Below are 25146 nucleotides of genomic sequence, written 5' to 3' on the forward strand. Positions count from 1 at the left end.
TTTTCAGCAACCTTCTGGGGTTTTAGGATTGTACGTCAGTTTTATAACTTAGCTTTTCTCTGCGATATAACTATCAACAAACTGCTCTAATACATTCAACGGTACAGGACCGTTTGCTAACACAACGTCATGAAACTCGCGGATATCAAACTTGTCACCCAGCGCTTGCTGTGCTTTGGCACGTAATTCCAGTATTTTCAACATACCGATTTTATAAGCGGTAGCCTGGCTCGGCATAACCACATGGCGTTCAACCATTTTCACTGCATCCGCTTTGGCGTTAGGAGAGTTATTGACGTAGAAATCGATTCCTTCCTCTCGCGTCCACTGCATTGCGTGAATACCCGTATCTACCACCAGACGAATGGCGCGCCATAATTCCATCGCTAAGCGGCCAAAGTCGGAATACGGATCTTCATACAAGCCAATCTCTTTCGGCACTAGCTCACTGTAAAGACCCCAACCTTCGGTGTAAGCCGTGTAACGACCGAATTTACGAAACTTTGGTAATCCCTCTAACTCCTGAGCAATCGCAATCTGCATGTGATGACCTGGGATCCCTTCGTGATAAGCCAACGCTTCCATTTGATAGGTCGGCATTGACGCCATGTCGTACAGATTTGCGTAGTAAGTACCCGGGCGAGTTCCATCCATCGAGGGCTGTTGATAAAAGGCTTTACCCGCAGACTTTTCACGATAAGGCTCTACGGCTTTTACGATAAGCCCAGCTTTCGGCTTGGTAATAAACAACTCATCCAAACGCGTCTTCATGTTATCGATCCAAGCAGTTGCTTCGCTCAAATAGCGTGCGCGACCTTCGTCAGTGCTAGGGTAAACAAATTGCTCAGATTCACGCATATGCACAAAGAATTCGTTGAGGGTTCCTTCAAAACCCACCTTTTGCATAATTTCGCGCATTTCATCATGAATGCGAGCAACTTCATCCAAGCCGATTTGATGAATCTCAGCAGCCGTCAGATCAGTCGTGGTCGTGCGTTTTAACGCGTTATTATAAAAAGCCTTTCCATCAGGAAACTTCCAAGCACCGTCTTTTGTGTCCGCCTTTGCTTCCAACTTATTAAGTGCGCTAATTAGGCTCTCGTATGCTGGCTTAACAGAACTGAGTAATGCCTGCTTTGCGGCTTGAACCAATGATTCTTTCTGAGCTTGAGCGATGTCGAGCTTATCAACCTTCGCAGTAAAGTCAGCCAACAGTGTACTGTCTTTGCCATCTTCAAACGGCGCACCAGTGATAATATTCTGGCTGGCATTAATTGCATGTGGATAGACAAATTTAGGTGCGATGATCCCAGCGTCTGCACGCTGATTTAGATTTTCAATCAGCTGAGAGAAAAGCACTGGCAGTCCGTTTAAACGACTGATGTATGCCTCAGCGTCTTCAACCGTAGCAATGCGATGTTGATTGATTAATAAGGAAGCGACACTGGAGTGCAAACCAAACATTTGGTTGACAGGATAATTATATAAACGCCATTTGTAATCAGCGATTTCTCGTTCAAGCCTCTGTTTCATCAGCTGCAAACTGACGCGGGTTTGAGTATCCAACTCAGACTCATCCAGTGCGTTTACACGGGCCAGATTCTCTTTGGTCAACGCCAAATCTTCTTGCGCACGTTCATCAGATAGGTCATCCCACTTGTCCTGATCATCTTTGATCCCAAGATAAGACTGATACATCGGACTGCGCATAACACCCTGCATAAAAATTTCATCAAACAGCGCGTTGGCTTTTTCTGATGCCGAAAGCGCTGCCTTATTTTCTGCTGCAGTTTCAGTTAACTGAGCACTGTGATTGTGGGCTAAAACCTGCGTGGAACCAAACACGCACAGAGATACGCTAACGGCTAATAAAGTACGTTTAAACATCTCACAATAATCCTGATAGTTTTGAAAATTTTTGACGCATAAACGTTACTGACTTCAGAAATTTTATCTAGCCCAGTCGTCTGCCTGTATCGCAAGTTGGTCTCAATATTATAGTTTGAGTAGGATTCTTGTTAATAAAGTGCTGCGCATTGATGTGCTAGTACATAGGATAAAAGCAAGATCATCAGCTTTCTTATTTAATTAGCACTAGATAACATCGTTGTGAACTGTAGTTTTGTATCGCTGGGCAACCGTGACCGATCTATATCTGATCAATAGAGTTGAAATATTTACCGATAAATAAAGTACAATAGCGCTTTATTTTGGTGAAAAGGCAGTTCGAGTGGCGTTACAGTGGTTTCCTGGGCATATGCACAAAGCCCTAAAAGAGATTAAGGAATCTCTGAGTAAAGTAGACATCCTCATTGAGGTTTTGGATGCGCGTATTCCCTACTCCAGTGAAAACCCCGAAATTGCCAAAATTCGTGGCGACAAACCTTGCCTCAAAATCCTCAATAAATATGACTTGGCAGATCCTGAAATCACCGCGCGCTGGCAAGCGCACCTAGAAAGTGAACGCGGTGTCAGCACCATTACAACTTCGAGTGATAAACCGGCCGAAAGTAAGCAAATCATGCAGATCATTCGCCGTATTTGCGCCGATAAAGATGCTTCGGTGAAAGCCATTAATGCCATGATTACGGGGATCCCGAATGTCGGCAAATCAACGTTAATCAACATTTTGGCAGGCCGCGTGATAGCGAAGACCGGTAATGAACCGGCAGTAACCAAAGCCCAACAACGGATCCGTTTAGACAATGGTATTGTGTTACACGATACGCCAGGAGTTTTATGGCCAAAGCTTGAAAATCCTCATTCCATATATCGGTTGGCATCTTCAGGCGCGGTCAAAAATACCGCGATGGACTATGACGACGTAGGCTTTTTCGCAGCTGATTATTTAATTAAAGCCTATCCTGAATTAATGAAGCAGAACTTTAAACTGGATGAACTTCCCGACACCGAAATCGAATTTCTGGAAGCTGCCGCCAAAAAGCGCGGTGCCATCATGAGTGGTGGCAGAGTCAACCTTCACAAAATTTGTGAAGTTCTGTTAAATGAATTGCAGTCAGGAAAGCTTGGCAGGATCAGCCTTGAAACTCCTGAAATGCTCGTCCAAGAAAAAATTGAAATAGCTGCAGCCGCGGCAAAAAAGGCGGCTGACAAAGCCAAACGCAAACAGCGTTTCAAAGAAGGCTCAGCGACGCCAGACAAACAAGAGCGTAAAGAAAAACGCACTGAGAAACGCGCCGAACAAAGCCGACGCATGAAAAAAAATCGCGGTTAATGAGTATTTACTGGTTGGCGCTATCTACTACAGACAAGGCAACAGCTTCAGCCACACGAATGCCATCAATGCCGGCTGACCAGATGCCACCCGCATAACCCGCTCCCTCACCTGCGGGATAAAGCCCTGCAACATTAATACTTTGGTAATCTTTGCCACGCTTAATACACACAGGAGACGACGTGCGCGTTTCAACGCCCGTCAATAACCCTTCGGCTTTGGCAAAACCTTTGATTTGACGGTCAAAGGCTGGGATCGCTTCGCGTATGGCTTCGGTGACAAACTCAGGAACAACCTTGCTTAAATCTGTGAGCGTAATTCCCGGCGTGTAAGATGGCTTAACCTCACCCAATTCTGAGCTTGGTTTACCTTTTAGGAAATCTCCAATCAATTGTGCGGGTGCATGGTAATTTTCACCCCCTGCTACAAATGCCAATTCTTCCAACTTGCGTTGCAAATCAATCCCCGCGAGTGGATGATCCGGATAGTCTTTCTCAGGTTCAATCCCCACGACAATGGCACTATTGGCGTTACGTTCGTGGCGAGAGTACTGGCTCATGCCATTGGTTACTACGCGCCCCGGCTCGGATGTCGCAGCCACCACTGTTCCCCCCGGACACATACAAAAGCTATAAACCGAGCGACCATTCTTACAATGATGGACCAGTTTATAATCAGCCGCGCCAAGGATTGGATTGCCCGCATTATCACCAAAGCGACAGCGGTCAATCATGCTCTGCTCATGTTCGATGCGAAAACCAATAGAAAAAGGCTTGGCTTCGATGTAAACACCTTGGTCATACAAGGCTTGGAACGTATCGCGTGCACTATGCCCAACCGCTAAGATCACATGTTGACAGGGCAAATATTCACCATTAGACAGATGCAGCCCTTTCACTTTATGTTGGTTTTGCGCACTGTCTAAATCCAACTTCTCAACGCGAGTACTGAAACGGATCTCGCCCCCAAGATCCAAAATCTGCTGACGCATTTTTTCCACCATATTCACCAGTTTAAAGGTTCCTATGTGTGGTTTACTCACGTACATAATTTCTTCGGGAGCACCTGCGGCCACAAATTCATGCAGTACTTTACGGCCATAGTGCTTGGGATCTTTAACTTGGCTGTAGAGCTTTCCGTCAGAGAAAGTCCCCGCGCCGCCTTCGCCAAATTGCACATTGGATTCAGGATTAAGGGGCTGCTTGCGCCAAAAGCCAAACGTATCTTTGGTACGTTCACGTACGGCTTTGCCGCGCTCTAAAACAATTGGTTTAAACCCCATTTGCGCCAAAATCAGCGCAGCAAATAAGCCACACGGCCCCAGCCCCACGACGACCGGGCGTTCATGCAATTCAGCAGGCGCTTGAGCGACAAATTTGTATTCCATATCAGGGGTTTGGCGCACCCCTTGTTGCGGGGAAAATTGTTCTAATAACGCTGCTTCATTTTCAACGTCCAAATCCAGGGTATAAATTAGTTTAATATCTCGCTTATTGCGCGCGTCGTAACCACGCCTGAAAACATTCAGTGACAGTAGCTGACTAGGAGGAATGTTAAGCTTGCTTAACACCGCCTGCTCGAGCGCTGACTCATCGTGATCCAGGGGGAGTTGAATATCGGTTAAACGCAACATGTAAACTTACTCATATATAGATTGGATAGCATCTTCGCAAAGACGCGTAGTGTAAATCAGATACCCACAATTAGGTAGCTAAACTAGGTTTTTAGCGGGTTAGGAAACAACAGGAACTTGTGTTTTAACAAGGCTGGATTACACTATTCGGCATATTATCCTAACAAACCCATTCTCCTAGCATGACCTTTGTAGTCACCGACAATTGCATTAAGTGTAAATACACCGATTGCGTCGCGGTTTGCCCCGTCGATGCGTTCTTTGAAGGGCCCAACTTTTTGGTGATTGATCCAGCCATTTGTATTGATTGCGCGCTCTGCGTGCCTGAATGCCCAGCGGAGGCGATTTTTCAGGATAACGCGCTGCCGCCAGGTCAAGAGCCCTATCTGGCTATCAATGCAGAACTCTGTGAACAATGGCCAAACATTAATGAGTTGAAAGCACCACCGGCGGATGCCGATGAATGGAACGGCATAGCAAACAAACTGCCGATGCTTGAACGTTAGCCGCGAAAACCCTTACCAACCAAGTACACTTCGCGCGATCGCGGTCGCGAGGCAGCCGGTTTACGCACAATAACTTTATCGAACGAGCGTTGTACGTCTTTCATGTATTCATCATAGCCCACACCTTGGAACACTTTGGCGCAGAAGCTTCCACCCGGTTTTAATACATTACGGGCCATATCGAGTGCCAACTCAACCAGATACATTGAAGTGTATTGATCCGTGCTTTTAACCCCACTTAAGTTTGGCGCCATGTCTGAAATCACTGTATCCACCGGAGTACCATCGAGTGCTTGGAGAATTTCCTCGTACACCGCTTCTTCGGTAAAGTCGCCCTGAATAAACGTAACACCGATAATCGAATCCATCGGCAAGATATCAGACGCGATGACACGCCCTGACTCACCGACCACAGGTGCAACGATTTGTGACCATCCTCCCGGCGCCGAACCCAAGTCCATCACTACTGAGCCTGGTCGGTACAATTTGTCTTTTTCATTGATTTCGATGAGTTTGTAGCTCGCACGCGAGCGATAACCATCCATTTGCGCTTTCTTTACATAAGGATCGTTAACGTGCTCATCCAGCCATTTTTTACTGGTCTTTGATCGGGCCATGGGGTGCGTCTTCTGTTGCTATCGCTAAAACGGCAAACATTGTATACTCACGGGCTCGAATTACAAACCTCGCACTGCACAACGGGCTCTCCCCTATGAAGCTTGACGATGTCAAAAAACTGCATCAAAAGAAGTATCGATCTCAATTTGGCTACTACTTGGTTGAGGGTGAACACCTCATATTAGAGCTACAGAAAACGGTTCACCACGCAGATGAAGCTAGCGAAATCACCCTATATGTGACTGAGTCAAACCATGAATGGGCCAAGCAGCTAACAGCAGGGTTTGAAATGGTTGTGGTCAGCGATAAACAAATGGCCCAACTCAGTGATACCAAGTCTCCCCAAGGGATGATTGCGAAAGTTCCCCTCATACGAGCAAAAGCGAACATAGAGGCCACACATAAGCAACCCAAACGCTGTATTTATCTGCACGAAGTCCAAGACCCTGGTAACCTTGGTACCATCATTCGCACATTGGCGTGGTTTGGACAATTCAAACTACTGCTTAGTCCGAACAGTGTGGATCCCTACAACTCAAAAGTGGTACGTGCCAGTATGGGCGCTATATTTAGTTTACCCATCGAGTTTGATGTAGCGCTTGAAACTTTGCCGGAGCGTTTTGCTAACTTTGCTTATTTAGATTTGCAAGGCAGTGCCGTCAGCACACCCAGTTTTGCCGATTTTGAATGCTACTTATTTGGCAATGAGGCACGTGGCGTTCCCCATGCAGCACTCAGCCAATTTAACGCAAAGCCCTACACCATCCCGGGAACTGGTACCATTGACTCGCTCAACCTCGCCAGCTCTGTGAGTATTTGTGCTTATCAGCTTTCTATTTAGTTTAAGTTTGTAAACAGAATCAAAATCAGTTTAATTGCTAAAGATATGAACGACGAAGGAAAGTGGTGCGTCTACCCTGACTCGAACAGGGGACCTCTACCATGTCAAGGTAGCGCTCTAACCAACTGAGCTATAGACGCATAGGCGTGCTTGACTAAGCGGCGCGTATGTTAGCGATTCGATTTTCATTCTGCAAGCAGTTTTACGTATTTTTCTTGGTTTTTGTGTGGGTCTTTAATTTTAGCTTGGGCAAACACTGGACGTGCGCTAGAAGCTACTGCTACAGTCTTTAGTAATGAGAAATTACGAGCAGTCTTTACGTTGAATAATAAAAGCCTGGATAGGAGTAACACTCGCCTCCTGCGAATCGCACTTATCGCAGCTGTTGCTCTTATAATCGTTTCCATATTTGTTACGCGCTATGCGCTCATTAAAATCCGCGACAATGTACGCAATGAGGTCGGCAACGCACTTACTGTCGTACTAGAAACCACCACTACCGCCCTCCAGTTATGGTATGACAATAACGTCTTACAAATCACCGAAGCCGCCTCAACTGAAGGTGTGGGAGAAGCCGTTGTAACGCTTATAGACCCAGCGACGTCGCCAGCCGAGCGCGCGATTTTAGATGAATTGCTACATACTCGTTTTTTCGAACTGCAGCGTCTGCAGGGTCATAATGGCTTTGATATTCTGCAGTTAGATGGGCGCCGTGTAATAACCACCGCGAACAATGCTGGGCAGGAGACTCCTGTGTTTATTGGGCAGTATCCTGAACTTGTTGCCAAGGTAATAGAAGATGCACAACCTGCATATATCCCGCCGACAAAAGAGGTGGTTAAGCAAAGCGACTTTATTACCTCTCACTTTCTAGCTCCTATCATGGTTAACGGTGAGGTTGTCGCATTACTCGCATCACACCATTCGCCAAAAGCTGAGCTATCATCAATTACCCAGTTAGGCAGATTAGGTAATTCGGGAGAAACCTATCTTATTAACACCGACGGAATGTTGGCATCTGAAAGCAGATTCATCGCTGATCTAGTCAACGCTAAACTAATTCCCTCTGGGACGTCATCGATTCTTGCCGTTGACGTCAAAAACCCCGGCGTCGATTTGACTGCCGGTCGGTCAGCTGAGTTACGACGTTCAGAGCAACCTCTTACCCTCATGGCACAAAAGGTTATTAAGGGAGAGAGCGGCATGAAGCTCGAAGGTTATCGAGATTACCGCGGTGTACCTGTAATTGGCGTGTGGGCTTATTTAGATTTTCTTGCACTTGGGATAACCGCCGAAATTGACGTAAGTGAAGCTATGCGCCCTTATTTTAGTGCCCGCTCTACTGTGGTTTCACTACTAGCGGTTATTATTGGCTTTACCTTCGCTCTGGGCGGTGTGCTTTTTGTATTTTATAACCGAGCGACCAAATTAATAAAATCCTCAGCCAAAGCACTGGAAGTTGAAGTAGCTGCGCGAACGGCTGAATTGCGCAGAACTGCAGATCAGTTAAAAAGTGAACGAACCCTAATCAGCACTGTGTTCGATTCCATCCCCGATCCTATTTTTTGTAAAACCGATGATGGTCACTATTTTAGGGTCAATCAGGCCTTTGCCAATCTGCTTGGATTGAAGGTTGCCGAGGTTGAAGGTAAACACGACAACGAACTTTACAGCCGCGCTGAAGCCAATGCATTTTTGCTGGACGATAAAGAAACCTTAGCAAACAAAACGGCTCGTATCAGTGAGCGTTGGACAGCAACAAAGGATGGTAGCCAAATCTTATTTGAAACGCGTAAATCGGTGTTTCAGTTACCTGATGATCATCGCGATTATATCCTCGGCGTTAGTCGCGACATTACCCAACGTAAACTGGCCGAACAACAATTGAAGTTAGCCACCCAACAGGCTAACAACGCCAACAGTGCAAAAAGTGAATTCTTGGCCCGTATGTCGCATGAAATACGTACTCCCATGAACGGTGTCATTGGTATGCTGGAATTGTTGAATCGCTCAACACTTAACGCGGATCAACGACAAAAAGTTAAGGTAGCGAAAAGCAGCGCCGATGCCCTACTTTCAGTACTAAACGATATTCTCGACTTTTCTAAAATAGAAGCAGGCAAGCTGAGCATTGAATGCATTGATTTTAACCTGCGTCAATTGATCGAAGAAACCGCACAAAGTTTGGCGATTCGCGCAGACAGTAAAAACATAGAGCTGCTAGTGGATGTATCCGATATCAATGTAGATTTTGTTGCGGGTGATCCGCTACGGATCCGCCAAGTTCTGACTAACTTAATTGGGAACGCGATTAAATTTACCGAGAATGGCGAGGTTCATGTTGAAGCTTCATTGGTCAAAGACGGTGGACAGAACCGTTTACAATGTACCGTGAAGGATACCGGTATTGGGATCCCCGAAGATAAGATCGGCAGTTTATTCGAATCGTTCTCACAGGTTGACAGTTCTACCACGCGTAACTATGGCGGGAGCGGATTAGGACTAGCGATTTGTAAGCGATTAGTCAATTTGATGGACGGTGAAATTTCGGTTGATACCGAATATGGTAAAGGCAGCTGCTTTGCATTTAGTGTCTTGCTGCAAAACACTGACGCTGTGGTTTCAGAGTTACCGTCGATCAGTCTGGAAAATTGGAAAATACTGGTTGTGGACGACAACCAGACCAATATAGATATTTTATCCGCCCATCTTGAAAACTGGGGAGCATCAGTGGTTACCGCACACCACGTGGATGAAGCACTGGATGTTCTACGGATTAATCAAAACGCTGGTAACCAGCAAAAGAGCATAGATTTCAGCTTAGTTCTGACTGATATGCACATGCCTGATAAAGATGGATTGACACTTACTGAGTCTATTCGCCACCATTTTACTAACAAAGAGCTGCCAATCCTTATGTTAAGTTCGGTATCAAGCCAAATCGCCAGTGCTGACTTAGCGCGTCTAGGATTGGATGGTTGCCTTACTAAACCGGTTGTAACGAGTGACTTGTTCAACGCAATAGCACTCATTTCGGTCAATCAACAAGGCGACGAGAAAGGCGTTTTTGTTTCTGAACATGCCTTGCAGCGATTGCACAAAAATAATCCTACTTCAATTGAATGGCCCAGCGATGCAAAAGTTCTTCTGGTTGAGGATAACCAAGTGAATCAAATGGTGGCAGAAGGTTTATTGGGTACGCTTCACCTTGCCTGTGAGCATGCGAAACACGGACAAGAAGCGATAGACATGCTAAATCAGCACCCGCCAGGGTACTATGTAGCTGTATTGATGGATTGCCAGATGCCCGTTTTAGATGGGTATGCTGCAACTAAATTAATTAGAGAGGGTCAGGCTGGCCCTGAAAATAAAAGCATTTCCATTATTGCAATGACCGCCAACGCACTAAAAGGCGACCGCGAGAAATGTTTAGCAGCGGGAATGGACGATCATATTCCCAAGCCGATTGAAATCGACGTTTTACGTGACAAACTGATAGAAGCTTTGCATGCCAGTGAATCTTTTTCTCCGCGTCCCGCTACTGATCCAGACAATGCAGCATCTGAGGGCTCATTAGATAATGATACATTAACAATCCCTGATGACCTTGCCACTATGGATTGGAGTAAACATCAACCCAGCCTCAGTCAACAAAAGCCACTGTATCTAAAAACGTTGAGCGTATACGTTGCGCAGTATGCTGATATAGGTCAGCAAGTCAAAATCCCACAAACCCGCGCTGAAGGAGCTGAACTTTATAGCCTTGTACATACCGTTAAGGGCAGTAGCGGCAATATGGGCTTTATGCGCTTATATGAATATTGTCAGGCATTCGAAGGCCAGGTTAAAGATGGCAATGTGACACAGGAATCCCTGCAACGCTTTGTTGATTTAGCGCAAGCTTCGATTAATGACGCACATGCTATTCTGTATGCAAACCAGAGTGTTACAGCGATACCTACACAGATACCATCGTCTAACGTAATGAATGAACTTAGACTACACTTAGAACGCAGTGAAATACTCTCCCCTGAGTTACTTTCTGCAGTTGAAAGCCTAGACGAAAGCATTTTAAGTAGTGAGCAAAAAGTAGCCTTGATTAATGCCTTAGACGTTTTTGATTATGATCTGGCCTTATCGTTAATAGATGAAAAGCAATGAATGATTTATCCCGTTTTACAATTCTTGCCGTAGACGATGATCCGATAACACTGCGAGTCATCACGCAACAACTGCAGATTCTCGATCCCCGAATTTTAGTAGCCAATAGCGGTGAAAAAGCGTTGTCTATACTAAAAGAAGAAACACCCGATCTCATCTTACTCGATATCAATATGCCCGGCATGTCTGGTCTAGAAGCCTGTCAGAAAATTAAGGCCATGGAAGGATACTCACACATTCCAATTATGTTTTTAACTGGGAGTGAACAGGATACCGCCGAGGCATTTAGCGTCGGCGGTGTTGACTATATTGTCAAGCCAGTTGACAGTGATGCTTTGCAAGCCCGTGTGATGACACATTTAAAACTCGCATCTACCTTAAAGGCGTTAGATGAAACCAACATCCTGCTAAGTTCAGCCAACGAACGTTTGGAGAAAAAGGTCGAGGCTCGCACGCGCGAACTGGTCACTGCAAATAGCAATTTACGCAAAGAAATTAACGAACGTCGCAGTTTACAAGACAAGCTATCGTTTCTATCCCATCATGATTTTGTTACCCGCATGTACAACCGGTTTGCCTTGGAGGAGAAACTCACTGAGTGCTTAGCTTCCACGCAACAACATGAAACGGCTTTCTTATGTTTAATTGATTTAGACCAATTTAAAATTGTTAACGACACTTGCGGTTATGTCGCTGGTGATGAGTTGTTACGCCAACTCGCTGAAACTCTACGTGGGCAACTCGACAACAAGGATATTGTGGCCCGCATCGGCGGTGATGAATTTGCCATTTATTTTGAGCAACCTGACATGGGTTTTGCGATCCAAAAAGTGCGCGCTATCAAGCAGGCCTTGGAATGCTATGAATTTGAATGGATGGATGAAAAATTTGTCCACAATGTCAGTATGGGATTGGTGGAGGTCGATGAAAGTATCGATTCGGTCTCGCATTTAATGAGTGTCGCCGAACGTACGTGCTATCAAAGCAAACTCAAGGGCGGTGGCGAAATATCAATTTACAACGTAACCAGAGCACACGTGGACAAAACGCAACAACAAATGCGCTTAGTCCCGATTATACGTAAAGCCATTGATGAATCGCGTATCAAATTGTATGCGCAAGGTATATTTTCCGACGGCGGTGAAACGCTGCGCAAGGCTGAAGTTTTGTCCCGCTTGATTGATTCCTCTGGCCGATTGCAGCCGCCCAGCTATTTCATTCCTGTGGCAGAAAAATTTAATATTATCGACGCGATTGATCGTTACGTTATCTCTCACAGCGTTGCCGCATTAGCCACCACGCAGAATATTCAACTATCAGTTAACGTGAGCGGTTCATTTATTGTTAAAGAGGGAGCGGCAAAATTTATACAGCAGCTCCTGCAAGAACATCAAGTCGCTGGTGAGCGATTGTGTATAGAAATCACTGAATCATCCGCCATCAGCAACCTGCAAGCCACTAAAGATTTTATTCAGAACTTAAAAGGTTTGGGTTGTGAATTTGCACTAGACGATTTTGGCACTGGCACATCGTCTTATGAATATTTAAAAGAGTTGTCCATTGATACCGTAAAAATTGACGGTATGTTTGTGCGTGACTTAGAGAATGACATCGTCAATCAGAAGATGATTGAGTCTATTGTAGGCATTGCTGTCGCCAAAAACATCGAAGTGGTAGCCGAATGCGTTGAAACAGTTGCTGCCAAAGATATTCTTTGCACTATGGAAATAGCCTACCTTCAAGGCTTTGGCCTGCACAAGCCAGAACCCATTGAACAGTTACTTAAACCGTTTAAACGTAACTAGCCGACCTTTTCGCTCAGCGTTCGAGTGAGTGCAGGCATGATCCTCGCCCTACCCTCATTTTTAGCGGCGTAGAGCTGCGAATCGGCTTGGTCTATGATTTCATCTGCGCTTAGGTCAATATCTACTGGAAACGTGGTGATCAAACCGCCGCTAAAAGTAACCACATCATGTACCGAAGACGCACTGTGTGGAATATTCATCTCAACCATTTTGCCAAGGGCAATGTTTGCCAGCGCAAGCGCATCCTGCTGCGAGGTATTCGGCATGATGACAGCAAACTCTTCACCACCAAAGCGCGCAACTAAATCAGATGCACGTTTAAACACATCAGTGAGTAATTTTGCTACCTTCCGTAAGCAAGCGTCTCCACTGGTATGGCCATAGGTATCGTTATAGATTTTAAACTCATCAACATCCACCAATAGCAAAGATAGGGGTTGTCTTGCTCTTTTACACCGATGCCATTCACGTACTAGGGTTTCATCGAACGCGCGCCGGTTGGCAACTTCAGTCAAACCATCAATACGCGCTAACTGATTAAGCAGGCGTGTCTTGCGCAATAAATCAATTTGAATATCGATGCGTGCATTCAAAATACGGTTATGCACAGGCTTGGAGATAAAGTCATTCGCACCGAGCTCAAGAGACCGTATTTCGTCATCGGTAGATTCGCTGCCGGTCATCACTATGATAGCGGGTTGCGAATAAGTATCTCGCCCCTCGCGCACGGCTTGACAGATTTCCAACCCGTTGCCATCCGGTAAATTAAGGTCCAACAAGATAATGTCGATGGGCTTCTGTTCCAAAATCGACAATGCCTTAGCTTTGGATTTAGCGATGGATAACACAAACCGATCGCGCAATGTTGCAATCAGAACATTAATATTGACGGGATCATCTTCTACGATGAGGATCTGGTGCTTTTCCATGACACGCACTCTTTTTGTGGTTTATACAATAATACCTGAGTTCAATTTACCTGCAAGTGTCTACTTACAGTTTAACACCTATGTAAGTTGCGGCTATGATAGTGCAAACGTTTTTGACCCAATGAATCTATGCTAACAATCTACGCTGGCAAAAGTGCTGCTCGTCGACTTCTAAACGAAGGATTTGATCCGAATCTTTTTACTGTGTTTTTAGGCGCTTCAGGTGGCCCCAAATGGTTTACCCTGTTTGGCCTCGACAAATATCTGTTTGGCGAGTTCTTTCGCTCTCGCCAACAACCTCTACAGTTAGTCGGGTCATCGGCAGGTGCTTTCCGCTCAGCATGCTTTGCACAGCAAGATCCTGTTGCTGCAATTTGTCGTTTGGCTGAGCATTATTCCACGACCACTTACTCAGAAAAACCAACACCCGCAGAGATCACAAGTAAAGCCCGCGCATTATTGGACATCGTAGTACCTAATGAAAATGTCGAGGAAATCATTCATAACCCGATAATGAAAGCCCATTTTATCGTTGCCAAGACTAAGGGATTGGTGGCATCAGAGAAAAAACTGCTACAACTCATTGGGCTTACACGCAGTTACCTAAGCAATAAAGTTACCCGTACTTGGCTAAAACCGCAGTATCAACGCTTTGTGTTTCAATCCCCGTCCAGTGATTTTCGCTTTCATGATCACAATGCCTTTCAGACTACTCACGTCGACTTTAATGCAGATAATCTCAAGCCTGCGCTGCTTGCTTCTGGTTCTATTCCGTTAGTTATGCAAGGGATCAAAAACATACCGGGGGCTCCTCGAGGTATGTATCGTGATGGAGGGATCATTGACTATCACTTTGACCTCCAGATTGATAGTGCAAACGGCTTAGTGTTGTATCCGCACTTTAGCTCTTCTCCGCGCGCCGGTTGGTTTGATAAATCATTACCGCGACCGGTCAGTGCAAGTAATTATGACAATGTAGTAATGTTAGTACCTTCGAATGAATTTGTGGCGCAGTTACCATTCGGAAAAATTCCCGACCGTGAGGATTTTAGTCAACTTGAGCCGCAACAACGGATTGCCTATTGGCAGCAAGTGCTCGCGATGACGGAACAACTAGCAGACGACTTTCACGAACTTTGCCAAGGCCCTCTGACACGTACCATTTATCCCATCGAAAGCCACTAAGTGGCTTTTTATTGGTACAGATCAAATCCGTCGCGGCGGGCTCTTCATTCCATGCAGTAAGGTGTGCTAACCTGTTGTTCTGATTAGTCCGACACACGCGAACTATGCCCAAGCAAACGTTAGCCGTTCTACCTGACACCATGGTGATCCATACGCTTCCACCAGATGCGCAAATACCATCGGAAGTGTTGCAATCGCCACTCTATTTTTTGGGTAAAACCGCAGATGAACTCTCTATTGTTGTTCCTGAATCCATTGCCATTGAAGCCGATGAAAGCGACGGCGATTGGCGAACCTTAGAAGTTCTAGGCCCGTTAAGTCTATCGATGGTTGGTATAATGGCAAAAATCTGCAATGTCTTAGCACAAGCGAAAGTCAGCATTTTTGTGCTCTCGACCTTTGAAACCGATTATTTCTTGGTTAAACAAAAGTCACTGGAAGCCGCAATTAAAGCGCTAGAAGATGATGGCTACAGTGTGAATCGTTAATGGCCGATGCAGAAAACGCCCGAGCGCTACTGACTATTCCTGCGCCGTGCACAGGTACACTACATCCTCTAACACAGGCTCCCGCTCATTTATACGCCTTAGGTTTGCTAGGCCGAGGAGCCTATATTAGGGTGAGCGGTTATCAGCTATTTGCGCCTTTTGATGCTCGGATCCTGGCATTTTCAGCCACGGGTGATGAGATAAAACTCAAAGCAAATAATGGTTTACAACTGGCGTTAAGCTTTTGCCCTTCGGTTCATGCGCTGCATGGCGTGCGCGTAAAACGCCATTATCAACTGAATGAACAAATACCATTTGGTGCTTGTTTTATGGATTTCGATCCGCCGACATGGCGTCAAATCAATGCTGACATTGGTCTGGTAATCACCGTTTTAAATCCGGTAAGATCAATCGAATTGAACGTACCACAAGCGATAAAAGGTAAGCAGATATTAGCGCTTACTGATACGCTTATGACAATCCAAGTTTAACCAGAGATATTCCCGATATTATGACGACAATTCTCTATGGTATCAGCAATTGCGATACGGTAAAAAAAGCCAAAAAGTGGCTCGAACAACAGCACATTGATTATCAGTTTCATGATTTTCGCAAAGATGGGATCAGTACCGACTGGGTAAAAGCCACCGAGCAACAGGTGGGGATAGAGGTTTTATTGAACAAGCGCGGCACTACCTTCCGTCAGCTTGATGAGCATACAAAGCAAAACCTTGATACTGCGCGTGCGCTGGAGTTAATGGCTGAACACCCGACTTTGATCAAGCGCCCGGTGCTCTACCACAACGATAACGTTATGGTTGGATTCAAAGCCGATAGTTACGCCAAGGTATTCAATCAATGAGCGATGTACTGGCTTTAGCTAAAGAACTCATTGCGCGACGCTCTGTGACACCAGAGGATGCCGAATGTCAAAAGCTGATTGGTGAGCGCCTTGCCGCATTAGGCTTTGAATTGGAAACCATGGTGTTTGAAGATACTACCAATTTGTGGGCGCGCAAGGGTTCTGCAGAACCGGTGTTTTGTTTTGCCGGGCATACTGACGTGGTGCCCAGCGGACCAGAGACTAAGTGGACATTTCCACCATTTGAACCGACCGAACACAATGGCATGCTGTTTGGTCGTGGTGCCGCCGATATGAAAGGAAGCCTCGCCGCAATGGTAATTGCGGCCGAACGCTTTGTTGCACAGCATCCCAATCATCAAGGTTCTATTGCTTTTCTGCTGACCAGTGATGAAGAAGGGCCATTCATCAATGGCACTACCCGGGTTATCGACACCCTCGAGGCGCGCAATGAGAAGATTACCTGGTGTATTGTAGGCGAGCCTTCCAGTACTGCTTTCGTTGGTGACGTAGTTAAGCACGGACGGCGCGGCTCACTTACTGGTGATTTGGTGGTGCACGGGACTCAGGGTCACGTGGCCTACCCACACTTAGCGCATAACGCGGTGCATGCAGTCGCACCAGCATTGACAATATTAACGGAAATACAGTGGGATGAAGGGAATGACGATTTCCCGCCAACCAGTTTTCAAGTTTCTAACATCAATGCAGGCACTGGCGCAGGTAATGTGATCCCGGGTGAATGTCATATATGTTTTAATTTTCGCTATTCAACTGAAGTTACCGCTGATGTTCTCACCCAGAGCGTGACTGACATTCTTGATCAACAGGGCTTGGATTACAGTATTGAATGGACCTATAACGGTTTACCCTTTCTGACCGAACGCGGTGAGTTGGTTAATGCAGTTGAAGCGGTAATTCACGCTAACACCGGCACCACACCAACATTTTCGACTGCTGGTGGAACCTCAGACGGGCGTTTTATTGCACCAACCGGCGCACAAGTAATCGAATTAGGTCCGGTCAACGCCAGTATTCACAAAGTGGATGAACACGTAAAAATCGCTGATTTGGATCGGCTCGCTGAATTTTACGAAGGCGTGTTAGTCGAGTTGTTACTCCCGTGAAACCCGAACATTACCTTGGCCTCGACAATTCACGCATGATCAATGCGGGTGGTAACCACTGGTTGTTGCCTGATACTTGCGCGGCCTTTCAAGCCATGCAAACAGCCGCTAGCATTGACGGCATTGATATTCAGTTGGTTAGCTCGTATCGCAGTTTTGAGCGTCAGTGCGCCATCTGGAATGCCAAATGGCAAGGTGACCTCGCGTTGCGCAATGAGCATAACCAGATACTCGATCCTGCATCGCTAAGTGATACTGAAAAAATGCATGCCATTCTTCTTTGGTCTGCCCTACCCGGCGCATCGAGACATCATTGGGGAACGGATATCGACGTCTATGACAAAACTGCTGTGGACCACTGGGAAGGTGAATTTGAGCTTATTAGTGCGGAGTATTGCGGCGACGGCCCCTGTGCGACACTCAGTGTTTGGCTCGATACGCATGCGCCACAATTTAACTTCTTCCGCCCATATGAACGCTACCTTGGTGGCATCGGCGCTGAGCCTTGGCACTTAAGCTATCGCCCAATTGCCGACAAGATAGCCTATGCCTTTGATAAACAGGCGCTCAGCACTCTATTACGAAACAGTGATTTACTGGGGTGGCAAACAATCGAGGCACACTTCGATGAAATATATCACCGCTACGTGCTTAACAAAGGGAGCCCTATTTTATGAACCTATGGTGGGTAGTGTTAATTATTGTCATCGTATTGGCAGTTATTTTAAGTAATATCATGCTGCTTAAGCATTCGGCGAAGATGCCGTTTAAATCAAGCCTATCGGAAGCAAACAAAGCGCAAAAAGACCAACAAAAGCCGCAATAGCGGCTGTTGTTAAAGGCGACAGTTAGTTTGTATCCGTGCCGATTTTATCTTGCGTTTGCGTGTCAAAATCACTGGCGTCATGTCGCTCGTGTAATTGCCCCGCAGGATCTCCCCACGTACGATTGACCATTTTACCTCGCTTAACCGCAGGTCGAGCAGCAATATGCTCGGCCCAAGCCAACAGGTGCGAATAACTTTTGACATCTAGAAATTCAGCAGCCTCATACAAATAACCCAAGACCATAGCGCCATACCAAGGCCAAATGGCCATATCCGCGATGCTGTATTCATCACCCAGGATAAACTCTCGACCAGCCAAGTGCTTATCAAGCACGTCCAATTGCCGTTTCACCTCCATAGCGTAACGGTCGATTGGATACTGGTATTTTTCCGGAGCGTAAGCGTAAAAATGGCCAAACCCGCCCCCCAACATCGGCGCACTTCCCATTTGCCAGAATAACCAATTCATGCACTCAGCTCGTAGCGAAGGATCAGCCGGAATAAAGCGCTGAAATTTATCGGCCAAATAGAGCAATATCGAGCCTGATTCGAAGAGACGAGTGGCCGGCTGCGTGCTTGTATCTAGCATAGCTGGAATTTTAGAATTAGGGTTTACCGCAACAAATCCTGATGAAAACTGAGCACCGTCCATAATATCAATCAGAAAAGCATCGTATTCGGCACCGTGTTCACCCGCTGCGAGCAACTCTTCCAACAAAATGGTTACCTTTACTCCGTTTGGTGTGGCTACCGAATATAGTTGCAATGGGTGTTTTCCTTGCGGTAGCTCCTGCTCATGAGTAGCCCCTGAGATTGGCCGGTTAATATTAGCAAACTTGCCGCCACTAGCTTTATCCCAGGTCCAGACTTTCGGTGGTACGTACACATTTTTCGCCATTGTAATCCCTTATTTCTTTTTTTCAGATAGTTAGTAACAAGACCGCTCTGCCAGCAAAAAAATTCTCAGCGCTTAAGCGTCTGAATAACGCACTGCCGTGCCCGCAATACTAACCATCAACATACTGCCTTTATCGCCAATTACCTGATAATCGATATCAATACCAATCACTGCATTGGCGCCTAGCATTCGAGCCTCTTGTTCGATTTCAGCAAACGCAATTTTGCGCGCGCGGGTGAGTTCATCCTCATAGGACCCTGATCGACCACCGACAATGTCACGAATAGAGGCAAAGAGATCTTTGAATAGATTAGCGCCCATCACAGCTTCACCGACTACGATGCCGTAATAGTTGTCGATATTTTTGCCTTGTAGCTGGTTGGTAGTAGTTACAATCATACGAGTTCCTTCAAAGTTAAATAGTCTTGTAGTTGTTGTTTTATTTTAGTCACTTCTGCTTGATTATAGGGCCTTGCAGGCACTGCATTCCATATCGGTTTTGGCCACGCCGCATCATTAACAAAACGCGCTACGTGATGAATGTGCAATTGCTTTACCACATTCCCTAGCGCCGCTATATTAAGCTTATCGGGCTTAAAATTAGCCTGCAAGAAGCGACTAATCGCGTTACTTTCTCTCAGCAACTGTAACTGTTCAGCGTCGTCTAAGTCGAGTAACTCAGTTGCTCCTGCAATGCGTGGAACCAGAATTAACCAAGGATAATTGGCATCCTTATTAAGTAACAGCTCACACAATGGCAATGAATGCAAATGTTCGCAATCATTGGCTAAGCGAGAGTCGAGTTCAAATCCCTTAGTCATCAAGCACGCTCAGCTCTGTGGGAATAACGGTTAGCAATGCCCGTTGTCCTTTAGCTACACTGGCATTAGGAAACACGATTGCTTCTCCGTCATATTCAGCAACATACTTTGCACCATTTTCTGAAGCGAGGACCGTGCCTTTCGGATAATCGGTGAAATTAGCGGTGTCGTCGGCAAAATGCAAAGTAAAGTCATCTTGCTGTTTATTAATCACTTGATTGACACGGTAAATTAGTAAATCCTGCAAAGCAATCGCTGGCGCTTGGTAGTTCGGGTCACACACCAGTTGAGTTATGGCACGCTTGGCATCAGCAAATCGGCTCATATCATTTTCTCCAAAGGCACGCACTTTACCTAATTCAACCGTAAACCCGTGCGCGTTGAACTGCGTTGAAGAAAAATAACTAAACGTTGTTGTAGGGCTTTCAGAAAGCAAAATCGTGCGCACCCCACAATCGGCTAAAAATGCAAGTTGAGAGCGACTGTGCTGGCGGTTGTGAAGCAGCGGATAGACCACGAACTTCTCATTTTTTGAGGCACGAATAGCGGTGTGCAAGTCATAATGTAGACGACTCGTTATCGCCTCGTGCTGCCGATAAAACTGCGCTACTAGTTCCTCTAAATGCTTGGCTCTCACCCGCTCTGGGTTAATGGGTCCTGGACCAGCGCTGTGCGCGCCGGAAAACAAGCGATTCATATTCTCTTCACAAAACCGCTCGGCAATATCCATTGCTGGCAAATTACCAAAAATAAACAAAACCGGATGCGCGCATGTTGACTTACCTGCCAATAAATCTTGCACCAGCGCATCGAGGATTTCGATTGGTGCGGTTTCATTACCATGAATACCACAGGACAACACGATAGCGCGGGGCTCCTCAGCTGCAGGTTTAGGAGGGCTAAACTCAATGACCCCTTCCGCATGACAGATCACGCTAGTGCCGTCAGATAAGTTCGTGTTCACTGGATTGCTAAAATGCTGAGGCTCTTGCCGACTTAGCGTTAAAAAGCCCTCGAGCTTAATACGATTAATAAGTTCCATAGTTTCCACATAATGACTCATGTATGTGTATGGTAACTGATTCTAGTGCTGAAGTAAGGCTTATGAAGACTGTCTTTGCGAATGCAGTGGAGATGTGCCGACTGAGATATCCGTGTGTGCGAATTGCACAAACTCATCAAATGGCAATGCTTTGGTAAACAAGAAGCCTTGCCCCTGCTCAATACCTACCTCTCGCAGTACATGTAAATGATGAACTGACTCTATGCCCTCGGCGACCACCTGGCATCCTTTAGCATCTCCAATCAATTTAACCGCTTGAATAATGGCTTGATTAATGGTGTCTTGCTCTAATTCAAGCACAAAGGTTTTATCGATCTTAAGCGTATTAATCGCCAGTTCTCGAATATACGAAAGGTTAGAATAACCCTTTCCAAAATCATCAATACATATCGACAAGCCCAAGTGTCGCAGCTCATCTAACTGACGCTTCACCATTAAACTGTTGGATAAAGCCACGTCTTCAGTCAGTTCTAGTTCAAAGCGTGATAATGGAATTTCGTAGGTGGTTGAAAACTGTTGGAGATAAGAAACTAAACGAGAATCGTAAAGTTGCGTTGGCGAGATATTGACCGACAAGGTTAATATAAGGCCCTCTTGGGCAAACCGCCGCATTTGCTTAAATGCATTTTCAATCGTCCAATAACCTAATTCATTCATCATGTTATAAGACTCAGCGGCCTCAATTAATGGCCCAGGAAACAACACACCATCTAAGGGATGGTTCCAACGCAATAAACATTCAGCGCCAATGATTTGCAAATTATTGAGCTGAATTTTAGGCTGAAAATACAGCTCTAGCTCACTATTATCAAGTGCCCGCTGGAGATCCGCTTTAAGGGTCAGACTACGCGCACTGACCTGATCTTTACGGTCTTGCAGAAAAGCAAAGTTTTGATACTTATTTTGCTTCGCTTGCTTTAACGCAGCTTCAGCACGGGCGACAAAATCGGTTATTTTGAATTTGCCGGTTTTACTGGCAGTCGAGCCCACATTAAAATCGGCAATAAAGGAATGATCTGCGCGCTGGATGGGGGTTTTAAAATGCTCAACGAGGTGCTCAAACTTTCTCAGCAATTCAGTTTCTGACAGCTGCCCGGCAAACAACAAGGCGAATACATCACCACTGACCCGGCCTAATACCTGTGCATCTTTGAACAACATCCCAATGCGATTGGCGATAGACAGTAGGAATTCATCGCCAATGTGAGTACCAAAACTGGTCGTCACATCGGAAAAACGAACCACGTCAATAAGCATGATCGAGATAGCATCATGTTGTTCTGCGCACTGCTCGATACAATGGATAAATGCGAAGCGATTAGGTATCGCATTTAATTTTGGATGAATACGGCTCAAAGGAACATCGCGGCTCATTGGCAATTTTTACTGAGTGTAAAGCGAAAGTAATGCTTTGACTAGCACTCGCTATTCATGTGCTGAATTTTTAAACGAAAAAGGCGGGGTTACCGCCTTTTTTGTAAACTATTCGTCCACTTTACAAGGGGTTAGTTGCCATACTCGAGACACATAATCCTTGATTGAGCGATCAGAGGTAAACTTGCCCATCATCGCTGTATTCATGATCGCCATTTTTGCCCAACGGGCTTTATCTCGATACGCTTGGTCAACGGCCTGCTGCGCCGCCGAATAGGATTCAAAGTCTGCTAAACACAAATATGGGTCGCCGCCCGATAACAGGCTGTGCTTAACCGATGCTAATTCACCGGGTTTGCCCGGGGTAAAGTAATCACTTTCCAGCCAGTCCAATATGGCTTTAATTTCACTATTTTTATAGTAGTAATCATCTGGACTATAACCCTTTTGCTTTAATGCGGTCACTTCATCTACAGTAAGTCCAAAGATAAAGATATTGTCCTCGCCAACTTCTTCAGCAATTTCAATATTCGCCCCGTCTAGAGTCCCTACGGTCACTGCACCATTTAGCGCCAACTTCATATTGCCGGTACCTGAAGCTTCTTTACCGGCCGTAGAAATCTGTTCAGACACATCCGCCGCGGGGATCATTTTTTCCGCTAGCGACACCCGATAGTTGGGCAAAAAGACGACTTGAAGCTTCTGATTAACCCTTGGATCGTTATTGATCTTGTCGGCCACCTTATTGATGGCATAGATAATGTCCTTAGCTAGCTTGTAACCCGGCGCAGCTTTAGCACCAAAAATAAATACACGAGGATGGATATCGTAGCTAGGGTTTTCCAATAAACGACGATAAAGCGCCAGTATATGCAATAAATTCAAGTGCTGACGCTTGTATTCATGCAGACGTTTTATTTGAATATCGAAAATAGCATCAGTGTTAACACTAAGCCCGGTTAACTCTTTGATTGTTGCTGCAAGCGCAACCTTATTATCTTGCTTCACTTGCATAAACTGTTTCTGGAATGCCTTATTATCAGCAAATGCAGCTAAGCCAGTGAGCGAATCTAGGTCCATTGGCCAATGGTCACCGATTTTCTTATCAATCAACGCGGATAACGCAGGATTACAGGCCTTTAACCAGCGCCGTGGGGTTATACCGTTAGTCACATTGGTTAATTTCTTTGGCCATAACTGGTCGAACTCAGGAAACAAATTTTGTTTAACTAGTTTACTGTGGATTTCTGCTACTCCGTTAACACGGAAAGAACCAATCACCGACAAGTTACCCATACGGATCATCTTTTCGCTACTTTCTTCAATAATTGAAAGTTTAGCTTTGATTTGATTATTGCCAGGCCATTGCTTTTCCACTTGCGTCATAAAACGATGATTGATTTCGTAAATGATCTCTAAATGGCGAGGCAAGATCTTTTCTAACATGCGTGCTGGCCATTTCTCCAACGCTTCTGGTAACAGTGTATGGTTTGTATAAGCGAAAGTATTGGTACAAATTTCCCAAGCCTTGTCCCAATCAAGCTCAGCTCGATCGACCAATATTCGCATTAATTCGGGGATGGCTATCGCAGGGTGCGTATCGTTAAGTTGAATAACCACTTGGTCAGTAAACCGGCTCCAATCGTCTCCATGGGCACGCTTATAACGTCGAATAATATCTTTCAGTGAGCAAGCACAGAAAAAATACTGTTGGATCAAGCGAAGCTCTTTACCCGCCTCTGTTTCATCATTCGGATAAAGCACTTTAGAAATCGTTTCCGCTTGCACATTTTCGCGTTGTGCATCGACATAACCACCCGCATTAAATACATCCCAATTAAAGTAATCTGAGGATTGGCTTTGCCATAAACGCAACACATTGACGGTTTTACCGCCGTAACCAACTACTGGAATATCCCACGGAACCCCTTTAACGATGCTACCTGGGTGCCACTCTTTTTGGATCCGGCCATTCTCACCGTACTTAGTTTCAACGTAACCATAAAGAGATACTTCTTGAATAGACTCTGGGCGACAAATTTCCCAAGGATTACCATAATCGCGCCAGCTGTCTGGACGTTCAATTTGTGCGCCATTGCGAATTTCCTGGCGAAACAAGCCATGCTCGTAATGAATACCATAACCAATCGCAGGCATTTCCATTGTCGCTAACGAGTCAATAAAGCACGCAGCAAGACGACCTAAGCCTCCATTACCAAGCGCCATGTCTGGCTCTTCTTCAAGCACATCGCTCAAATTAACGCCAAGCTCGGTAAGCGCTTCATTTGCAGTTTCAAACAAATCCAAATTATGCATGTTGTTTGACAACAAACGCCCCATCAAGAATTCAGCTGAGAAGTAGTGCACTGCACGGGTATCATTAAAATAGTGAGCTTTTTGGGTTTTTCTTAGGCCCTCTAGAACAAGCTCTTGAATGGCGGCGCAAGTTGCCTTCCACCAAGCGTGGTTATTCGCTTTATTCTCATCGGTGCCCAACGAGCAGTGTAAATGTTTGACGATCGCTGATTTGAGTTCGCCTTTACTCAATGCTGGCGTAGCTGTGCCCACTGATGAAGTGACTGCAGCATTGGTCTTAGACCGACGCGGTGATGCAACTTTTGTGTTCATAATGCGCTCTCATTACTCATGTGAATTGACAAAGTTGTAATTAAACAACAGTTCGATAATGTCTTACCCAACAATATAGCAATGAAAAAAACGTTATTTTGTTAATTCTTTGTTAAATCACCTGTTTTTTGGCGTAAATTTAGCCA

The 25146-nt window shown here is 45.5% G+C and carries 22 protein-coding genes and 1 tRNA gene; 12 read left to right on the top strand and 11 right to left on the bottom strand.

Annotated features, from left to right (window positions below):
• Positions 1-48: 48 nt before the first annotated feature.
• A complete protein-coding gene (locus tag CSH92_RS14145; RefSeq protein ID WP_100658302.1) occupies positions 49-1887 on the bottom strand; it encodes a DUF885 domain-containing protein in 1839 nt (612 codons plus the stop codon).
• A gap of 343 nt (positions 1888-2230) precedes the next feature.
• On the opposite strand from CSH92_RS14145, the gene ylqF reads away from it, so the two are divergent.
• Positions 2231-3235, top strand: a complete 1005-nt coding sequence (gene ylqF, locus CSH92_RS14150) for a ribosome biogenesis GTPase YlqF (protein WP_100658303.1) — start codon at positions 2231-2233, stop codon at positions 3233-3235.
• A gap of 7 nt (positions 3236-3242) precedes the next feature.
• Here the strand turns inward: ylqF and CSH92_RS14155 are convergent, their stop codons facing one another.
• On the bottom strand, positions 3243-4868 hold the full coding sequence (locus CSH92_RS14155) for an NAD(P)/FAD-dependent oxidoreductase (protein WP_100658304.1): 1626 nt from the start codon (positions 4866-4868) through the stop codon (positions 3243-3245).
• A gap of 182 nt (positions 4869-5050) precedes the next feature.
• Here CSH92_RS14155 and fdxA point away from each other — a divergent pair, with 182 nt between their 5' ends.
• Positions 5051-5374 carry a ferredoxin FdxA gene (gene fdxA / locus CSH92_RS14160; protein ID WP_100658305.1) on the top strand — a complete coding sequence of 108 codons (324 nt, stop codon included), beginning with the start codon at positions 5051-5053 and terminating at the stop codon, positions 5372-5374.
• On the opposite strand, the gene rlmE is transcribed toward fdxA, so the two are convergent.
• A complete protein-coding gene (gene rlmE / locus CSH92_RS14165; RefSeq protein ID WP_100658306.1) occupies positions 5371-5991 on the bottom strand; it encodes a 23S rRNA (uridine(2552)-2'-O)-methyltransferase RlmE in 621 nt (206 codons plus the stop codon). The two genes, fdxA and rlmE, sit on opposite strands and share 4 nt — an antisense overlap.
• A 95-nt stretch (positions 5992-6086) precedes the next feature.
• Here rlmE and CSH92_RS14170 point away from each other — a divergent pair, with 95 nt between their 5' ends.
• Complete coding sequence (locus CSH92_RS14170; RefSeq protein ID WP_100658307.1) at positions 6087-6833, top strand: TrmH family RNA methyltransferase; 747 nt, start codon at positions 6087-6089, stop codon at positions 6831-6833.
• Between the two features lie 63 nt (positions 6834-6896).
• Here the strand turns inward: CSH92_RS14170 and CSH92_RS14175 are convergent.
• Positions 6897-6973 (bottom strand) — tRNA-Val (locus CSH92_RS14175).
• Positions 6974-7154: 181 nt separating this feature from the next.
• Here CSH92_RS14175 and CSH92_RS14180 point away from each other — a divergent pair.
• Together CSH92_RS14180 and CSH92_RS14185 are read left to right on the top strand one after the other, a co-directional pair.
• Complete coding sequence (locus CSH92_RS14180) at positions 7155-10994, top strand: response regulator (RefSeq protein WP_124916966.1); 3840 nt, start codon at positions 7155-7157, stop codon at positions 10992-10994.
• Positions 10991-12799 carry a two-component system response regulator gene (locus CSH92_RS14185; RefSeq protein WP_100658309.1) on the top strand — a complete coding sequence of 603 codons (1809 nt, stop codon included), beginning with the start codon at positions 10991-10993 and terminating at the stop codon, positions 12797-12799. The genes CSH92_RS14180 and CSH92_RS14185 overlap by 4 nt, the downstream gene beginning before the upstream one ends.
• On the opposite strand, the gene CSH92_RS14190 is transcribed toward CSH92_RS14185, so the two are convergent.
• A complete protein-coding gene (locus tag CSH92_RS14190) occupies positions 12796-13728 on the bottom strand; it encodes a GGDEF domain-containing response regulator (RefSeq protein ID WP_100658310.1) in 933 nt (310 codons plus the stop codon). The genes CSH92_RS14185 and CSH92_RS14190 overlap by 4 nt on opposite strands.
• A gap of 129 nt (positions 13729-13857) precedes the next feature.
• On the opposite strand from CSH92_RS14190, the gene CSH92_RS14195 reads away from it, so the two are divergent.
• The 7 genes from CSH92_RS14195 to CSH92_RS14225 all read left to right on the top strand — a co-directional run bounded on the left by CSH92_RS14195 (position 13858) and on the right by CSH92_RS14225 (position 18216).
• On the top strand, positions 13858-14913 hold the full coding sequence (locus CSH92_RS14195; RefSeq protein WP_100658311.1) for a patatin-like phospholipase family protein: 1056 nt from the start codon (positions 13858-13860) through the stop codon (positions 14911-14913).
• 104 nt (positions 14914-15017) lie between these two features.
• A complete protein-coding gene (locus tag CSH92_RS14200; RefSeq protein WP_100658312.1) occupies positions 15018-15401 on the top strand; it encodes an ACT domain-containing protein in 384 nt (127 codons plus the stop codon).
• Complete coding sequence (locus CSH92_RS14205; RefSeq protein ID WP_100658313.1) at positions 15401-15892, top strand: PTS glucose transporter subunit IIA; 492 nt, start codon at positions 15401-15403, stop codon at positions 15890-15892. The genes CSH92_RS14200 and CSH92_RS14205 overlap by 1 nt, the downstream gene beginning before the upstream one ends.
• Before the next feature lie 20 nt (positions 15893-15912).
• A complete protein-coding gene (locus CSH92_RS14210; protein ID WP_100658314.1) occupies positions 15913-16263 on the top strand; it encodes an ArsC family reductase in 351 nt (116 codons plus the stop codon).
• Positions 16260-17390, top strand: coding sequence for a succinyl-diaminopimelate desuccinylase (gene dapE / locus CSH92_RS14215; protein WP_100658315.1), 1131 nt, complete (start codon positions 16260-16262; stop codon positions 17388-17390). The genes CSH92_RS14210 and dapE overlap by 4 nt, the downstream gene beginning before the upstream one ends.
• The gene (locus tag CSH92_RS14220; protein WP_100658316.1) at positions 17387-18067 is read left to right on the top strand and encodes a M15 family metallopeptidase; all 681 of its coding nucleotides are present in this window, start codon (positions 17387-17389) and stop codon (positions 18065-18067) included. Before dapE ends, CSH92_RS14220 begins: the two co-directional genes overlap by 4 nt.
• Positions 18064-18216: a DUF2897 family protein gene (locus CSH92_RS14225; RefSeq protein WP_100658317.1), complete on the top strand. Its 153-nt coding sequence runs from the start codon at positions 18064-18066 to the stop codon at positions 18214-18216. Before CSH92_RS14220 ends, CSH92_RS14225 begins: the two co-directional genes overlap by 4 nt.
• A gap of 22 nt (positions 18217-18238) precedes the next feature.
• Here CSH92_RS14225 and yghU read toward each other — a convergent pair whose 3' ends face one another.
• The 6 genes from yghU to CSH92_RS14255 all read right to left on the bottom strand — a co-directional run bounded on the left by yghU (position 18239) and on the right by CSH92_RS14255 (position 25000).
• Positions 18239-19114, bottom strand: coding sequence for a glutathione-dependent disulfide-bond oxidoreductase (gene yghU / locus CSH92_RS14230; protein WP_100658318.1), 876 nt, complete (start codon positions 19112-19114; stop codon positions 18239-18241).
• Positions 19115-19186: 72 nt separating this feature from the next.
• Positions 19187-19513, bottom strand: a complete 327-nt coding sequence (locus CSH92_RS14235) for a heavy metal-binding domain-containing protein (RefSeq protein ID WP_100658319.1) — start codon at positions 19511-19513, stop codon at positions 19187-19189.
• Positions 19510-19935, bottom strand: a complete 426-nt coding sequence (locus CSH92_RS14240; protein ID WP_100658320.1) for an HIT domain-containing protein — start codon at positions 19933-19935, stop codon at positions 19510-19512. The genes CSH92_RS14235 and CSH92_RS14240 overlap by 4 nt, the downstream gene beginning before the upstream one ends.
• Positions 19928-20977 (bottom strand): succinylglutamate desuccinylase, encoded by a 1050-nt coding sequence (gene astE, locus CSH92_RS14245; RefSeq protein WP_240612829.1) that lies wholly within the window; start codon positions 20975-20977, stop codon positions 19928-19930. The genes CSH92_RS14240 and astE overlap by 8 nt, the downstream gene beginning before the upstream one ends.
• A 60-nt stretch (positions 20978-21037) precedes the next feature.
• A complete protein-coding gene (locus tag CSH92_RS14250) occupies positions 21038-22372 on the bottom strand; it encodes an EAL domain-containing protein (RefSeq protein WP_164084753.1) in 1335 nt (444 codons plus the stop codon).
• Between the two features lie 108 nt (positions 22373-22480).
• Complete coding sequence (locus tag CSH92_RS14255; protein ID WP_100658322.1) at positions 22481-25000, bottom strand: glycogen/starch/alpha-glucan phosphorylase; 2520 nt, start codon at positions 24998-25000, stop codon at positions 22481-22483.
• Between the last annotated feature and the right edge of the window lie 146 nt (positions 25001-25146).

It is taken from the genome of Neoalteromonas flava, from assembly GCF_002807685.1.
GTDB lineage: Bacteria > Pseudomonadota > Gammaproteobacteria > Enterobacterales > Alteromonadaceae > Alteromonas_E > Alteromonas_E flava.

Bases quoted from the DNA above. Each gene is read 5' to 3' on its own strand.
- fdxA (WP_100658305.1), top strand. From the start codon at position 5,051: ATGACCTTTGTAGTCACCGACAATTGCATTAAGTGTAAATACACCGAT.
- CSH92_RS14155 (WP_100658304.1), bottom strand. From the start codon at position 4,868: ATGTTGCGTTTAACCGATATTCAACTCCCCCTGGATCACGATGAGTCA.
- CSH92_RS14190 (WP_100658310.1), bottom strand. From the start codon at position 13,728: ATGGAAAAGCACCAGATCCTCATCGTAGAAGATGATCCCGTCAATATT.
- rlmE (WP_100658306.1), bottom strand. From the start codon at position 5,991: ATGGCCCGATCAAAGACCAGTAAAAAATGGCTGGATGAGCACGTTAAC.
- CSH92_RS14170 (WP_100658307.1), top strand. From the start codon at position 6,087: ATGAAGCTTGACGATGTCAAAAAACTGCATCAAAAGAAGTATCGATCT.
- CSH92_RS14205 (WP_100658313.1), top strand. From the start codon at position 15,401: ATGGCCGATGCAGAAAACGCCCGAGCGCTACTGACTATTCCTGCGCCG.
- CSH92_RS14185 (WP_100658309.1), top strand. From the start codon at position 10,991: ATGAATGATTTATCCCGTTTTACAATTCTTGCCGTAGACGATGATCCG.
- yghU (WP_100658318.1), bottom strand. From the start codon at position 19,114: ATGGCGAAAAATGTGTACGTACCACCGAAAGTCTGGACCTGGGATAAA.
- dapE (WP_100658315.1), top strand. From the start codon at position 16,260: ATGAGCGATGTACTGGCTTTAGCTAAAGAACTCATTGCGCGACGCTCT.
- CSH92_RS14240 (WP_100658320.1), bottom strand. From the start codon at position 19,935: ATGACTAAGGGATTTGAACTCGACTCTCGCTTAGCCAATGATTGCGAA.
- CSH92_RS14225 (WP_100658317.1), top strand. From the start codon at position 18,064: ATGAACCTATGGTGGGTAGTGTTAATTATTGTCATCGTATTGGCAGTT.
- astE (WP_240612829.1), bottom strand. From the start codon at position 20,977: ATGGAACTTATTAATCGTATTAAGCTCGAGGGCTTTTTAACGCTAAGT.
- CSH92_RS14235 (WP_100658319.1), bottom strand. From the start codon at position 19,513: ATGATTGTAACTACTACCAACCAGCTACAAGGCAAAAATATCGACAAC.
- CSH92_RS14200 (WP_100658312.1), top strand. From the start codon at position 15,018: ATGCCCAAGCAAACGTTAGCCGTTCTACCTGACACCATGGTGATCCAT.
- CSH92_RS14250 (WP_164084753.1), bottom strand. From the start codon at position 22,372: ATGAGCCGCGATGTTCCTTTGAGCCGTATTCATCCAAAATTAAATGCG.
- CSH92_RS14255 (WP_100658322.1), bottom strand. From the start codon at position 25,000: ATGAACACAAAAGTTGCATCACCGCGTCGGTCTAAGACCAATGCTGCA.
- CSH92_RS14195 (WP_100658311.1), top strand. From the start codon at position 13,858: ATGCTAACAATCTACGCTGGCAAAAGTGCTGCTCGTCGACTTCTAAAC.
- CSH92_RS14145 (WP_100658302.1), bottom strand. From the start codon at position 1,887: ATGTTTAAACGTACTTTATTAGCCGTTAGCGTATCTCTGTGCGTGTTT.
- CSH92_RS14210 (WP_100658314.1), top strand. From the start codon at position 15,913: ATGACGACAATTCTCTATGGTATCAGCAATTGCGATACGGTAAAAAAA.